Origin of the sequence: Streptomyces sp. NPDC050704 (assembly GCF_040654355.1) — a bacterium.
Taxonomy (GTDB): domain Bacteria; phylum Actinomycetota; class Actinomycetes; order Streptomycetales; family Streptomycetaceae; genus Streptomyces.
The window spans coordinates 109,805-122,672 of record NZ_JBFAHW010000004.1 but is presented as its reverse complement, the minus strand read 5'-3'; the positions used below and the strand labels follow the sequence as shown (position 1 = coordinate 122,672).

Sequence of the window (12,868 nt, the reverse complement as noted above, 5' to 3'; positions counted from 1 at the left end):
GCCGGCCCTCCGACCGACCGACCGGCCCGCCGACTTACGAACGCCCGCGCCGCAGCCCCGCGTACACCCCGGCACTCACCACGAACCCCACCAGGCACGTGATGTCCCCGAAGGACGGCCACTGCTCCGGGACCCAGCCCACGTACTTCTCCTGGTTGGAGAAGAGCGGGACGGAGACCGCGATGCCGGCCAACAGGGCGGTGATCCCGGGCCAGTTGGTGAAGGTGTGGTCGCCGAGCCGTGGGGCCAGCTCCTCGGCCGGTGTGCGCGAGCGGGCCCAGCGCTCGACCAGGACCACGCCCAGCCACGGCCCCACCCAGTACGCGATGACCAGCAGGAACGCCTCGTAGGCATGCCCCGCGTCGGCCAGTGACGCCCACGCGGCGGCCGTACCCGCGAGCCCGGACAGTACGACCAGCGCGCTGCGGCCGAGCCACCGCGGCAGACGCAGGCCGAGCGAGGTGACCGACATGGCGGAGGAGTAGACGTTGATGGCGTTCGCCGAGACCGCGCCCAGGATGATGGCCAGGAGCACCAAGTCGCTGAGCCAGCCCGGGAGATGGCCGGTGAAGGCGGCGGTCGGGGTCGAGCCCTCCGGGGCCACGATCGTCGCCGAGGCCGCGCCGATCACGGAGACGACGGCGATGGAGACGAAGAGCCCGACGGCCGGATACAGGGCCGTACGCAGCCGGGACGCGGTCGGCGGCAGATAGCGCGAGTAGTCGGAGGCGCCCGGGTTCCAGCCGGCCGCGTACCCCCAGGCCGCGCTGAACGCGAGCAGGAAGCCGCCGATGCCGCCGCCCCCGCTCGGCGCGCCGAGGTCGGCCTCGGCGAAGGTCCAGGCGCCCGCCAGCAGGAACACGACGGCCAGTACCGGGAACGCGTACCGCTCGAAGACGTGCACGAAGTTGTGCCCGATGAAGCCGATGACGATCTCCGCCGCGACGACGAGGAGGAGGGAGGGCAACGGGCGCAGTCCGGTGAGGGTGTTGAGCGCGAAGGCCGCGCTCACACTGTTCACGGCGAACCAACCCACCCCCGCTACCAGGGCGTTGACCCCGGCCGGGAACAGGTTCCCCCGGTAGCCGAAGGCGAACCGGCCGATGGCCATCTGCGGGACACCGAAGCGCGGCCCGTCCAGGGACAGGATTCCGTGGGTGAGGGCACCCAGCGCCGTGCCGAGCAGCAGTGCCGCCGAGGCCTGCCAGAAGTTCAGGCCGAAGAAGAGGACGGAGATGACACCGATGTAGACCGTCGCGAACTCGATGTTCGGCGAGGCCCAGGTCCACAGCAACTGAAGCGGGCTGCCGTGCCGCTCGGCGAGGGGGATCGGCTCCGAGCCCGCCGTCTCGACGGCGATGACCTTGTCGCCGTACTCGGGGGCCGGGGGAGCGGAGGTACTACTGGCCGGAGCTGTCGTCATGCCCGGTAAGTGTCCGGCCCCCGCGCGCCCGGGCCCAGGGGCGCATTGTCCGCTTCGGGAGGCTCGTCGGCGTACACCTTGTAGGGAGACGCCTTGTAGGGAGACGACTTGGAGGGGCCCGGGGCGGCGGCGACTCCGCCGCCCTCCGCCCGCCCTCCCCGGCAGGCTCCGCGTCAGGGCTTCGGCGGTGCGGCGTCGTCGGGGCCGTCGCCGGTCCCGCCCTCCCGCCGCTTCAGCTCCTCCTCGCGGCGGCGCAGGTCGTCCTCCCAGTTCTTGAGGTGGGCGTCGTCGTCCCGCACCTCGTTCGTGTCGTCCGCCTCGCCCTTGCCGTCGTCCTGCTTGGCCTTCTCGCCCTTCTCGCCTTTGTCGTCCTTGAGGGACTTGAGGAACTCGGGGTTGTCGTCGGGCGCGACCCAGCCGCCCCGGCGACCCGAGCCACTCGACGCGGCGCCGCGGGGCGTGCGCTTCCTGCCGACGAGCAGCCAGGAGATGGAGCCGACCAGCGGGAAGAGCAGTACGAGGATCGCCCAGAGCGGCTTGGGGATGTACTGGATCTCCTTCTCGTCGGTGGAGATGCAGTCGATGAACGCGTAGATGCTGAGTGCCAGCGGCACCAGGATCATCAGCACCCGAAGCATGAGGCGGTCCCCCTGCGTGTGGAGATCGGGGCCGCGAGAGCGGCCCCCGTTACAGGGCCAGGGTAGCGAGTACCCGATACTGGAACGCATGGCTTACGACGATCTTCGGTCCCTGCTCCGGGCGCTGGAACGCGAGGGCGACCTCAAGCGCATCAAGGTCGAGGTCGACCCGCATCTGGAGGTCGGGGAGATCGTCGACCGAGTCCAGAAGGCGGGCGGCCCCGCACTGCTCTTCGAGAACGTGCGCGGGTCGGCGATGCCGCTCGCGATGAACGTCTTCGGGACCGACCGCCGCCTGCTCAAGGCGCTCGGCCTGAAGTCGTACGACGAGATCAGCGAGAAGATCGGCGGGCTGCTCAGGCCCGAGCTGCCGCACGGGTTCGTCGGTGTGCGCGAGGCCTTCGGGAAGCTCGGCGCCATGACGCACGTACCGCCGAAGAAGGTGAAGTCCGACAACGCGCCCGTGCAGGAGGTCGTGCTCCAGGGCGACGACGTGGACCTGGACCAGCTGCCCGCGCTCTTCACCTGGCCGCAGGACGGCGGGTCGTTCTTCAACCTGGGCCTGACGCACACCAAGGACCCGGAGAGCGGCATCCGCAATCTCGGGCTCTACCGGCTCCAGCGCCACGACAAGCGCACCATCGGCATGCACTGGCAGATCCACAAGGACAGCCGCAACCACTACCAGGTGGCCGCCCGCCGGGGCGAGCGGCTGCCGGTCGCGATCGCCTTCGGGTGCCCGCCCGTGGTGACGTACGCGTCCACGGCCCCGCTGCCCGGTGACATCGACGAGTACCTCTTCGCCGGGTTCGTCCAGGGCAGGCGGATCGAGATGGTGGACTGCAAGACGGTGCCGTTGCAGGTCCCGGCGAACGCGGAAGTCGTACTCGAAGGCTGGCTGGAGCCCGGCGAGATGCTCCCCGAGGGCCCGTTCGGCGACCACACCGGCTTCTACACGCCGCAGGAGTCCTTCCCGGCGCTGACGATCGACTGCGTCACGATGCGCAAGCGCCCGCTGCTCCAGTCGATCGTGGTCGGCCGCCCGCCGACGGAGGACGGCCCGCTGGGCCGGGCGACCGAGCGGTTCTTCCTGCCGCTGCTGAAGATCATCGTGCCGGACATCGTGGACTACCACCTGCCCGAGGCGGGCGGTTTCCACAACTGCGCGATCGTCGCGATCGACAAGAAGTACCCGAAGCACGCCCAGAAGGTGATGCACGCCGTCTGGGGCGCCCACATGATGTCCCTGACCAAGCTGATCGTGGTCGTCGACTCGGACTGCGACGTCCACGACCTGCACGAGGTCGCGTGGCGCGCGCTGGGCAACACGGACTACTCCCGCGACCTCACGGTCGTCGAGGGCCCGGTCGACCACCTCGACCACGCCTCCTACCAGCAGTTCTGGGGTGGCAAGGCGGGCATCGACGCGACGCGGAAATGGCCCGAGGAGGGCTACACGCGAGACGGGGGCTGGCCTGAGATGGTGCTGTCCGACCCGGAGACGGCGGCGACGGTCGACCGCCGATGGAAGGAGTACGGACTGTGAGCTCAGCTTCCGCGGCGCTCCCGCAGCCGGGGCGCACGAAGGCCTTCCTGCGTCTCGTCATGATCGAGCACTCCGTCTTCGCGCTGCCCTTCGCGTACATCGCGGCGCTGTCGGCGATGTTCCAGCTGGACGGGAACATCCACTGGGGCAGGCTGCTCCTCGTGACCGTCGCGATGGTCGGCCTGCGGACGTTCGCCATGGCCGCGAACCGGATCATCGACCGGGAGATCGACGCCCGCAATCCCCGTACGGCCCAGCGCGAGCTGGTCACCGGCGCCATGTCGGTGAAGCACGCGTGGACCGGCGCGCTGGTCGCCCTGGTCTTCTTCCTCGGCGCCGCGGCCCTGCTCAACCCGCTCTGCCTGGCGCTGGCCCCCATCGCGGTGATCCCGATGGTCGTCTACCCGTACGGCAAGCGGTTCACGAACTTCCCGCAGGCCATCCTCGGGCTCGCCCAGGCGATGGGCCCGATCGGCGGCTGGCTGGCGATCACCGGCGAGTGGTCCTGGGATGCCGTGATCCTCGGCCTCGCGGTCGGCATCTGGATCGGCGGCTTCGACCTGATCTACGCCTGCCAGGACGTCAAGACGGACCGTGAGACCGGCGTCCTGTCGGTCCCGGCCCGCTTCGGCATCCCGGCCGCGATCTGGGGCGCCCGCGGCTGCCACACGCTCACAACGGCCCTCCTGGTCTGGTACGCCCTCGCCACCGACGCCGGTGCCTTCTTCTGGTTCGGCCTGATGATCGTCGGGGGTGCGTTCGTCTACGAGCACTCGATCGTGCGGCCGCATGATCTGTCGCGGCTGAACAGGGCATTCTTCTCGACGAACGGTTTCATCGGCATCAGCCTCTTCGTGTGCGCGCTGCTCGACCTGCTGGTGCGCGGCCTCACGGTGTAGTCCGTCCGAGTGGCCGGGGGTTCAGAACCGGGCTCTGGGCCCCTGTCGGCCCGCCGGTAGGCTCAAGGCGTGAGCGAGGGGGCCGCGCCGGCCCGGCGGCGGAACAGGAACGCCGCCGCCACGCCGGACACCAGGCCGATCAGATGGCCCTCCCAGCTGACGCCCGACTGCGTGGGCGCGAGGCCCATCAGCATCGAGCTGCCCCAGACCGCACCGACCAGCAGGCCGACGGCGACGCCGGCAAGCCGGCGCTCGACGAAGCCGCTGACCAGCAGGAAGCCGAAGAGGCCGAAGATCAGGCCGGAGGCGCCCGCCGTGTTCGTTCCCGCCGGGGATATGAGCCAGACGCCGAGCCCGTCGGCGACGATGATCAGCGCACTGACGGCGGCGAAGCGGCGCACCCCGCTGAGGGCCGCCAGGAAGCCGAGGACCAGCAGGGGCACGGTGTTGGCGGCCAGATGTCCGAAACCGAAGTGGATGAAGGAGGCGGGGACGATGTCGACCAGCTCGGATGCCGTACGCGGCACGATGCCGAAGCGGTCCAGCGCGTGGCCGCTGACCGCGTCGATCCCTTCGAGCAGCCACAGCAGTGCGACCCAGCCCACCATCACCTTGGCGGCCGTCCTGGCGCGGTCCCCGCGTGTCCACTCAAGCTTCGTACTCGACGTCGTACCCGACATGGCAGCCCCCACCAGTAGCTCGTCCCTCTGGGAAACGGCCGTACCCCCTCGTCCGGTTCCCATTCCGCCGTGCCGGATAGGCTCGGTGTCGTGAACCCAGTCAAGCCAGGAGAGACGGCGCGTACGCCTTGGATCGTAGGGGTGTCGGGCGCCTCAGGCACTCCATACGCCGCTGCCGTGCTGCGTGGCCTCCTCGATGCGGGCGAGAGCGTCGACCTCGTCGTCTCCCGCGCCTCCCGGCTCACCCTGCTGGACGAGACCGGGATCGGCTTCCGGGACGCCCACTGGCGGGAGGACCTGGGGGAGTGGCTGGCGCGGGGGGCCGACGGGAAACCGGGCACCTTCAGCACTTTCGGGGGACGGGCCGACGCCGACGCAGACGCCGTACGGCACTGGGCCGCGGGGGACCTGGCGGCGGGGCCGTCCTCCGGTTCGTACCCCTCGAAGGGCATGCTCATCGTGCCCGCCTCCACGGCCTGCGTGGCCGGAGTCGCCCTCGGCCTCTCGAAGGACCTGTTGCAGCGGGCCGCGAGCGTCACGCTCAAGGAACGGCGCAAGCTGGTCGTCGCCGTCCGGGAGACCCCCCTGAACGGGCAGACGCTGCGGCATCTGGTGACATTGGACGACGCGGGCGCGACCGTACTGCCGGCCTCCCCGGCGTTCTACGCGGGGGCCACGCACATCCAGGACCTGGTGGACTTCGTGGCCGGGCGGGTGCTGGACGCGGCGGGCGTCGAGCACGACCTGTACCGCCGCTGGGAAGGCGAACTCGGTGGCGGCACCCGTACGACCTGAGCCCGAGTACGTACAACGCCAGTACCCACAACCCGAGTACGTACAACCCGAGTACGGCCCACACGCACAGACTCACAAGTTCGCGAACTCGCGGACCCACACACTTCAGCGGAAGGCTATCGATCGCATGGACGCGGTGGACAGGCAGCTCATCCAGGCCCTCAGGGAGAACGGCCGGGCCTCCTATGCGGAGCTGGGACGCCTCGTCGGACTGTCGGGACCCAGTGTCACCGACCGCATCAACCGCCTGGAGGCGGCCGGTGTCATCACCGGCTACCGCGCGACGGTCGACGCCACGTCGCTCGGCCTCGGCGTCACCGCCCTCATCGGCATCTCGCTCTCCGACGCCGCCGACCACGAGGACGTGGCGCTCCGGATGAAGGAACTCAACGAGATCGAGGACTGCTGGTTCATCGCCGGTGACGACTCCTTCATGCTCAAGGTGCGGGCGCCGGACGTGGACGGGCTCGAGAAGACCATCCGGCGGCTGAGCGGCACCAAGGGCGTCTCCCGGACGCGTACGACGATCGTGCTCTCCACGAAGTGGGAGAACCGGGTCGGAGAGCTGCCGGAGGAAGAGCAGTAGGGGCGCAGGCACGAAGTGGCTGATGGGGCCCCTCCCGCCCGAAGGGTGGGGGCGTACGGTTGGCAGGGTTCGTCTCGGAGTTCGAGGAGAGGTAAAGGCATGGATGTCGGGCTCAAGCGCGAGCTGGAGGACAAGGTCCGGGCCGGGGAGCGGCTGACCCGCGAGGACGGCGTCGCGCTGTACGAGTCGGACGACCTGGCCTGGCTGGGCGGGCTCGCCCACGAGGTGCGGACGCGCAAGAACGGTGACGTCGTCCACTTCAACGTCAACCGGCACCTCAACATGACGAACGTGTGCACCGCGTCCTGCGCGTACTGCTCGTTCCAGCGGAAGCCGGGCGAGAAGGACGCGTACACGATGCGCATCGAGGAGGCCGTCCGCCTCGCCAAGGCGATGGAGAACGACAACCTCACCGAGCTGCACATCGTGAACGGGCTGCACCCGAACCTGCCGTGGCGGTACTACCCCCGGTCGCTCTCGGAGCTGAAGAAGGCCCTGCCGAACGTCTCGCTGAAGGCCTTCACGGCGACGGAGATCCACCACTTCGAGACGATCTCGGGCATGTCGGCTTCGGACATCCTGGACGAGCTGATCGAGGCGGGTCTGGAGTCGCTCACCGGCGGAGGTGCGGAGATCTTCGACTGGGAGGTCCGCCAGCACATCGTGGACCACCGCACGCACTGGGAGGACTGGTCGCGGATCCACCGCCTCGCGCACTCCAAGGGCCTCAAGACCCCGTGCACGATGCTGTACGGGCACATCGAGGAGCCCCGTCACCGGGTCGACCACGTGTTGCGCCTGCGTGAGCTCCAGGACGAGACCGGCGGCTTCCAGGTCTTCATCCCGCTGCGCTACCAGCACGACTTCGTGGACGTGAAGGACGGCAAGGTCCGCAACCGGCTCCAGGCGCGTACGACGATGGCCACGGGTGCCGAGGCGCTGAAGACCTTCGCGGTCTCCCGGCTGCTCTTCGACAACGTGCCGCACGTCAAGGTCTTCTGGGTCATGCACGGTGTGCAGACCGCCCAGCTCGCGCTCCAGCACGGGGCCGACGACATGGACGGGTCGGTCGTCGAGTACAAGATCACGCATGACGCGGACAACTACGGCACGCCGAACAAGCTGACCCGTGAGGATCTGCTCGATCTGATCCGTGACGCCGGGTTCCGGCCGGTCGAGCGGAACACGCGGTACGAGATCATCCGCGAGTACGAGGGTGCGGACCCGGCACGCCGGGAGTCGCCTCAGCCGATGCGGGTCTGAGGGTTCTTGTGTTGTCGGGTGCGGGTTCGTTGTGGCTGGTCGCGCAGTTCCCCGCGCCCCTGAAAAGCGGGCTGCGCCCTGCTTTTCAGCCCGACAGGGGGCGGGTACCCGGCTCGCATGGCTACCACTGCGACCGAGGATGCCTATACCGCTGAGCCGTTCGTGCCCTCGCGCGGTGGGTTGAGCGCACTGCGGGAGGCTGCCGCCGAGTGCCGTGGGTGTCCGCTGCATCGCGAGGCGACCCGGACGGTGTTCGGCAAGGGGAGGACGGGCGCACGTGTCGTGCTCGTCGGAGAGCAGCCCGGTGACCAGGAGGACCGCCAGGGCGAGCCCTTCGTCGGGCCCGCCGGACGGCTGCTCGACCGGGCCCTGGCCGAGGCGGGCATCGACCCGGCCCAGGCGTACGTGACGAACGCCGTCAAGCACTTCAAGTTCACCCGGTCCGCACCCGGCAAGCGCCGCATCCACAAAGCGCCCAGCCTCCGCGAGATGACGGCCTGCGGCCCCTGGCTCGCCGCCGAACTGGCCCTCGTCGAACCCGAGCTGATCGTGGTGCTCGGAGCCACCGCCGGCAAGGCGCTGCTCGGCTCGTCGTTCCGGGTCACACAGCAGCGCGGGATATTGCTGGAAGAGGAGATCCACGGCCGGAAGGAACAACGGGTCGTCGCCACCATCCACCCCTCCGCGGTGCTGCGCTCCGACGACCGCGACGCGGCCTACCGCGGACTGGTCTCCGACCTGAAAGTGGCTGCGCAGGCACTGCGCTGAGGGATGCGGAGGGCTGGTGTCCGTTCTGCGGAACGTTCTTGAGCCGTTTACGGGGTAATGGATAACCTCCTCCCATGGCCCTTACGTTCCAGCTCGACCCCTCCGTCGACCCGGCCCTGCGAGACGGCATCGTCGACCTGTGGGTCGACGTGTCCAACGCGGGCGGCGCCGTCGGTTTCGTACCTCCCGTCTCGCGCGAGGCGGTACGTCCGGAACTCGTGAAGCACTTCGCCGCGATGAGCGAGGGACGTATGAGGCTGCTGGTCGGCCGGGACGACGGTGGGGCCGAGTCCGGGGGCAGCGGCAGGAGCGGGTCCGGGGACGTCGTCGCGACGGCCTTCTTCTCCTTCAACACGCATCGGCTGATGGCGCACTGGGTGTGGCTCTACACGGTGATGGTGCATCCGAAGCACCAGGGCAAGGGGTACGGGCGAGATCTGCTCACGACCGCCGCGGCGGCCGCCCGCGGGTTCGAGGGCATCGACGCGATACGGCTCACCTGCCGGGGCGGGACGGGCCTTGAGCGCTTCTACGGTTCCTGCGGATACAAGGAGGTCGGCCGGGTGCCGGCCGCGATCCGGGTGGCCCCCGGTGACGACCGGGACGACGTCACCATGCTGCTGCCGCTCACCTGACGACCCCCCTACAAGATCCCGGCCGACCCGTGCTTGACTGGACGGTGCCCTTTGGGAATGTTGGGAATGTTCGGAACGGGAAGAGTGGATTGAGATGCTCCGCTACACACTGATGCGCCTAGGAATCTTCGCGGGCTGCCTCGTGGTCGTCTGGGGCCTCGTCTACTCCGGCATCGCCCCGCGCGGCCTCGGCGACTCCAACTACATGTGGGTCGTCCTGCTCTCGCTGCTGATCTCCGCGCCCATCAGCTTCGTGGTCCTCCGCAAGGAGCGCGACCGCGCGTCGGCGCAGGTGGTGGCCCGGGTCGAGCGTACGAAGGCCAACCTGGACGCGAACCGCAGCCAGGAGGACGCCGCCGTCGACGAGGCGGTCCGCGGCGGCGCGCGGGGCCAGGCCTCGTAACGTAACGCAACGTAACGCGGCGATCCGCGCGGATCCGCCCGGCGGCGGGCGATCGTACGCTTGCCCCCATGGGTGGAGTGGGTGGAGTGAAGAGCAAGCGGATGCCGCGTGCCGTGCGCGAACAGCAGATGCTGGACGCCGCCGTGCGGACCTTCGGACAACGGGGGTACCGGGCCGCGTCGATGGACGAGATCGCCGATCTGGCGGGCGTGTCCAAGCCGCTGGTCTACCTGTACCTGAACTCCAAGGAAGACCTGTTCACCGCGTGCATCCGCCGGGAGGCCGCCGCCCTGACCGCGGCCGTACGCGCGGGGGTCGGGCCCGGCCTGCCCGCCGACCGCCAACTCTGGGAAGGGCTGCGGGCGTTCTTCACGCACACCGCGCAGAACCCGGACGGCTGGGCGGTACTGCACCTCCAGGCGCGTACGCACGGGGAGCCGTTCGCCGCCGAGGTCAGTGCGATGCGCGAGGAAATCGTGGCGTTCGTCACCCAGTTGATCGTGGTCGCGGCCCGGGAGGCCCACCGGGACCCGTCGTTGCCCGAGCGCGAGGTCGCCGGTCTTGCGGAGGCGCTCGTCGGTGCCGCCGAGTCCTTGGCCGCCTGGGCCAACGCCACGCCCGGCATCTCCTCCAGGCAGGCCGCCGCGACCCTGATGAACTTCGCCTGGGCCGGGCTCGGCGCCCTGATGCAGGGGCAACCCTGGTCGGAGCAGCGGTAGATGGAGCCGAAACCCCGGTCCCGGTCAGAGCAGCGGTAGCGGATCCACCCGCCCGCTCAGATGCAGCCGGCCACCGGCCCCGCGCAGCTCGAACGCGTCGCCGTCGGCCCCGTACGACACCGTCCCCGGCAGCAGCACCGGCGCCCTGAACTCCGCCCGCACCACGGCCGCCTGGGGCACCCCGTGCCCGGCGAGGCAGCGCGCCACGCTCCACATGCCGTGCGCGATGGCCCGATGGAAGCCGAACAGCCGGGCGGCGAGGGGGTGCAGATGGATCGGGTTGCGGTCGCCGGACGCGGCTGCGTACCGCCGCCCGACGTCCCCGGCGAGCCGCCACTCGGCGACGACGGGCAGCGGCGGCTCGCGCTTCTCGGCGGGCGGCTGCTTTCCGGTGCCCGAGGCGCTCCCGGCGGTCCTGTGCCGCGCGAGGTACGTGCTCCTGGACTCCCACACGAGTACGCCGCCCGCCCGGGCCTCGGTCACGACGACTGCCTCGGTGCCACGGCGGTGGGGCGCCAACTCATCGACGTACACCGTGAGTTCGTACGCCCCGGTGGCCGCCAGAACCCTGTGCTGGGTGATCCCGATCGACGTGTGCACAAGGCCGAGCAGCGGCAGCGGGAACGCCCGCTCACTCATCAGCCGCATGACCAGCGGAAAGCCCAGCACATGCGGATACGTCACAGGCAACTCATCGGCCCCCACCCCGAACCCACAGGCCCGTTCGTACGCGGCGAGCTTGGCCAGATCGATACGGACACCGGGCAGGACGAGACGAACCCGGGGCGCTCTGACGCCGTGCCGGGGCCGCTTGAAGGGCGAGAGGAGAGCACCCCGGGCAAGGAGGGGAGCGAGGTAGGGGGACCGGGTGAGGGTGTGGGTGAGCATCATTTCCGCCGTACCGTCCACTGTTGATCGACTCCTAAGCCAGGCGCGCCCCTTCAGGCGCGGGGCTGTGACACTGTGCGGCTCCGCCGCGTGGGCGCGACCAGCCACGTACGGCCCGCACCTTCGAACCCAGCCAAACGTCACGCCCCCAGAAGGCTCTGCCCACAAACCCGAACAACCTGCCCATTGACCGCCCCAGACCCAGGCCCCGCAAACCACGCCACCGTCTCGGCCACATCCCCCGGCACACCACCCTGCCCAAGAGAGTTCATCCGCCGCCCCGCCTCACGAATGAACAACGGCACGGCAGCCGTCATCCTCGTCTCGATGAAACCGGGCGCGACGGCGTTCACCGTCACCCCGTACTCGGCAAGCGCACGAGGCGCGAGGGACCGTACGAGCCCCACGATCCCCGCCTTGGACGCGGCGTAGTTGGTCTGCCCGGCGTTCCCCGCGATCCCGGCGATGGACGCGGTGGCGACGATGCGCCCGCCGGAGCGCAGGGCCCCAGCGGCGAGGAGCGCGTCCGTGCTGCGGAGGACACTCGCGAGGTTGACGTCGAGCACCGAACTCCACCGCTCGGCGGGCATGTTGGCCAGCCTGCGGTCGCGGGTTATCCCGGCGTTGTGGACAAGGATGTCGAGGTGTCCGCCGGGCAGCGCCGCCGCGATCCGGGCGCCCGCGTCGCCCGCCGTGATGTCGAGCGGCAGGGTGGTCCCGCCGAGCCGCTCGGCGACCCGGGCGAGGTCGGCCCCGGCGGCGGGCACGTCGAGGCACACCACCCGCGCCCCGTCCCGCGCCAGCGTCTCGGCGACCACCTCACCGATACCGCGCGCGGCCCCGGTGACCAGGGCGGTGCGCCCGGCGAGCGGCTTCGCCGGATCGTCCACGGGCACTGTCGCCCCACCGATGCCGATGCCGGTGTCGACGCCAGCGTCACGGCCGCCCACCTCGATCAACTGCCCGCTGATGTAGGCCGACTTGGGAGAGAGGAGGAAGCGGAGGGTCGACTCGGCGGCGCCCGCGTCCGTGAGCCGTACGAGGTTCGCGGTGCGCCCGCGGCCGATCTCCTTGCCGAGGGACCGTACGAAGCCTTCGAGGGCCTGCTGGACGGCGTACTGGTGGTGGTCAGCGGGGTCCAGGGGCGCGCCGAGCACCACGATCCGGCCGCTCTCGGCGACCGACCGTACGACGGGGTGGAGCGCCGCGTGCACCTCGGCGAGCGCGTCGGTGTCACGGACACCGGTGGCGTCGAGGACGACGGCGGTCGGCCTTCCCGTACCGGCATCCGCACGCGTGCCGACCTCCAGACCCGTGCGGGCCAGTACCGGTGCGAGGTCCGGGTCCGACTTGCCGGCGGTGAGGTGGAGCAACCTGCCGTCCAGGGAGGGGTGTTCGGCCGACCAGCGCCGCAGCGGCGCCGGTTGCGGCAGCCCGAGCCGGCGGGTCAGGAAGCGGCCGGGCGCGGTGCCGGTGAAGCTCAGGTAGCGGTCGGCCATGGTCCAACTCCCAGCTCGGTCCTGTGGCTTGATCCTGTGCCCGGTCCTGCGCTCGGGCAGGTGCTCGCGCTTGCTTACTCTGGAGTAAGGTTACCGGAGGTAAGCCTACGTCACAGGTGAGGGGCA

14 protein-coding genes are annotated in these 12,868 nt (G+C 70.2%); 9 read left to right on the top strand and 5 right to left on the bottom strand.

The features are described from left to right. Window positions 1-34: 34 nt before the first annotated feature. Together AB0I18_RS03300 and AB0I18_RS03295 are read right to left on the bottom strand one after the other, a co-directional pair. A complete protein-coding gene (locus AB0I18_RS03300) occupies window positions 35-1,423 on the bottom strand; it encodes a cytosine permease (protein ID WP_363103643.1) in 1,389 nt (462 codons plus the stop codon). Window positions 1,424-1,596: 173 nt separating this feature from the next. Continuing rightward, window positions 1,597-2,061: a PLD nuclease N-terminal domain-containing protein gene (locus tag AB0I18_RS03295; protein ID WP_363103642.1), complete on the bottom strand. Its 465-nt coding sequence runs from the start codon at window positions 2,059-2,061 to the stop codon at window positions 1,597-1,599. A gap of 88 nt (window positions 2,062-2,149) precedes the next feature. Between AB0I18_RS03295 and AB0I18_RS03290 the strand changes: the two genes are divergently transcribed. Next, on the top strand, window positions 2,150-3,607 hold the full coding sequence (locus AB0I18_RS03290; protein WP_363103641.1) for a menaquinone biosynthesis decarboxylase: 1,458 nt from the start codon (window positions 2,150-2,152) through the stop codon (window positions 3,605-3,607). Then, complete coding sequence (gene mqnP / locus AB0I18_RS03285; protein ID WP_363103640.1) at window positions 3,604-4,506, top strand: menaquinone biosynthesis prenyltransferase MqnP; 903 nt, start codon at window positions 3,604-3,606, stop codon at window positions 4,504-4,506. The genes AB0I18_RS03290 and mqnP overlap by 4 nt, the downstream gene beginning before the upstream one ends. A 62-nt stretch (window positions 4,507-4,568) precedes the next feature. Here the strand turns inward: mqnP and AB0I18_RS03280 are convergent, their stop codons facing one another. Beyond that, a complete protein-coding gene (locus AB0I18_RS03280) occupies window positions 4,569-5,186 on the bottom strand; it encodes a rhomboid family intramembrane serine protease (RefSeq protein WP_363103639.1) in 618 nt (205 codons plus the stop codon). A 90-nt stretch (window positions 5,187-5,276) separates the two neighbouring features. Here AB0I18_RS03280 and AB0I18_RS03275 point away from each other — a divergent pair, with 90 nt between their 5' ends. From AB0I18_RS03275 to AB0I18_RS03245, 7 genes are all read left to right on the top strand, one after another. Further along, a complete protein-coding gene (locus tag AB0I18_RS03275; protein ID WP_363103638.1) occupies window positions 5,277-5,981 on the top strand; it encodes a UbiX family flavin prenyltransferase in 705 nt (234 codons plus the stop codon). A gap of 127 nt (window positions 5,982-6,108) precedes the next feature. Next, on the top strand, window positions 6,109-6,567 hold the full coding sequence (locus tag AB0I18_RS03270) for an Lrp/AsnC family transcriptional regulator (RefSeq protein WP_363103637.1): 459 nt from the start codon (window positions 6,109-6,111) through the stop codon (window positions 6,565-6,567). 99 nt (window positions 6,568-6,666) lie between these two features. Continuing rightward, window positions 6,667-7,830: an aminofutalosine synthase MqnE gene (gene mqnE, locus AB0I18_RS03265; protein WP_363103636.1), complete on the top strand. Its 1,164-nt coding sequence runs from the start codon at window positions 6,667-6,669 to the stop codon at window positions 7,828-7,830. 117 nt (window positions 7,831-7,947) lie between these two features. Then, complete coding sequence (locus AB0I18_RS03260; protein WP_363103635.1) at window positions 7,948-8,598, top strand: UdgX family uracil-DNA binding protein; 651 nt, start codon at window positions 7,948-7,950, stop codon at window positions 8,596-8,598. Window positions 8,599-8,672: 74 nt separating this feature from the next. Continuing rightward, window positions 8,673-9,233 (top strand): GNAT family N-acetyltransferase, encoded by a 561-nt coding sequence (locus AB0I18_RS03255; protein ID WP_363103634.1) that lies wholly within the window; start codon window positions 8,673-8,675, stop codon window positions 9,231-9,233. A 94-nt stretch (window positions 9,234-9,327) separates the two neighbouring features. Beyond that, on the top strand, window positions 9,328-9,636 hold the full coding sequence (locus tag AB0I18_RS03250; RefSeq protein WP_363103633.1) for a DUF4229 domain-containing protein: 309 nt from the start codon (window positions 9,328-9,330) through the stop codon (window positions 9,634-9,636). A gap of 77 nt (window positions 9,637-9,713) precedes the next feature. Continuing rightward, a complete protein-coding gene (locus AB0I18_RS03245) occupies window positions 9,714-10,355 on the top strand; it encodes a TetR/AcrR family transcriptional regulator (RefSeq protein ID WP_363103707.1) in 642 nt (213 codons plus the stop codon). Between the two features lie 24 nt (window positions 10,356-10,379). Here AB0I18_RS03245 and AB0I18_RS03240 read toward each other — a convergent pair whose 3' ends face one another. Both AB0I18_RS03240 and AB0I18_RS03235 read right to left on the bottom strand, forming a co-directional pair. Beyond that, entirely contained in the window at window positions 10,380-11,246 is an 867-nt protein-coding gene (locus AB0I18_RS03240; protein ID WP_363103706.1) for a MaoC/PaaZ C-terminal domain-containing protein, read from the bottom strand. Window positions 11,247-11,383: 137 nt separating this feature from the next. Next, complete coding sequence (locus tag AB0I18_RS03235) at window positions 11,384-12,742, bottom strand: 3-oxoacyl-ACP reductase (RefSeq protein ID WP_363103632.1); 1,359 nt, start codon at window positions 12,740-12,742, stop codon at window positions 11,384-11,386. Window positions 12,743-12,868 lie beyond the last annotated feature (126 nt).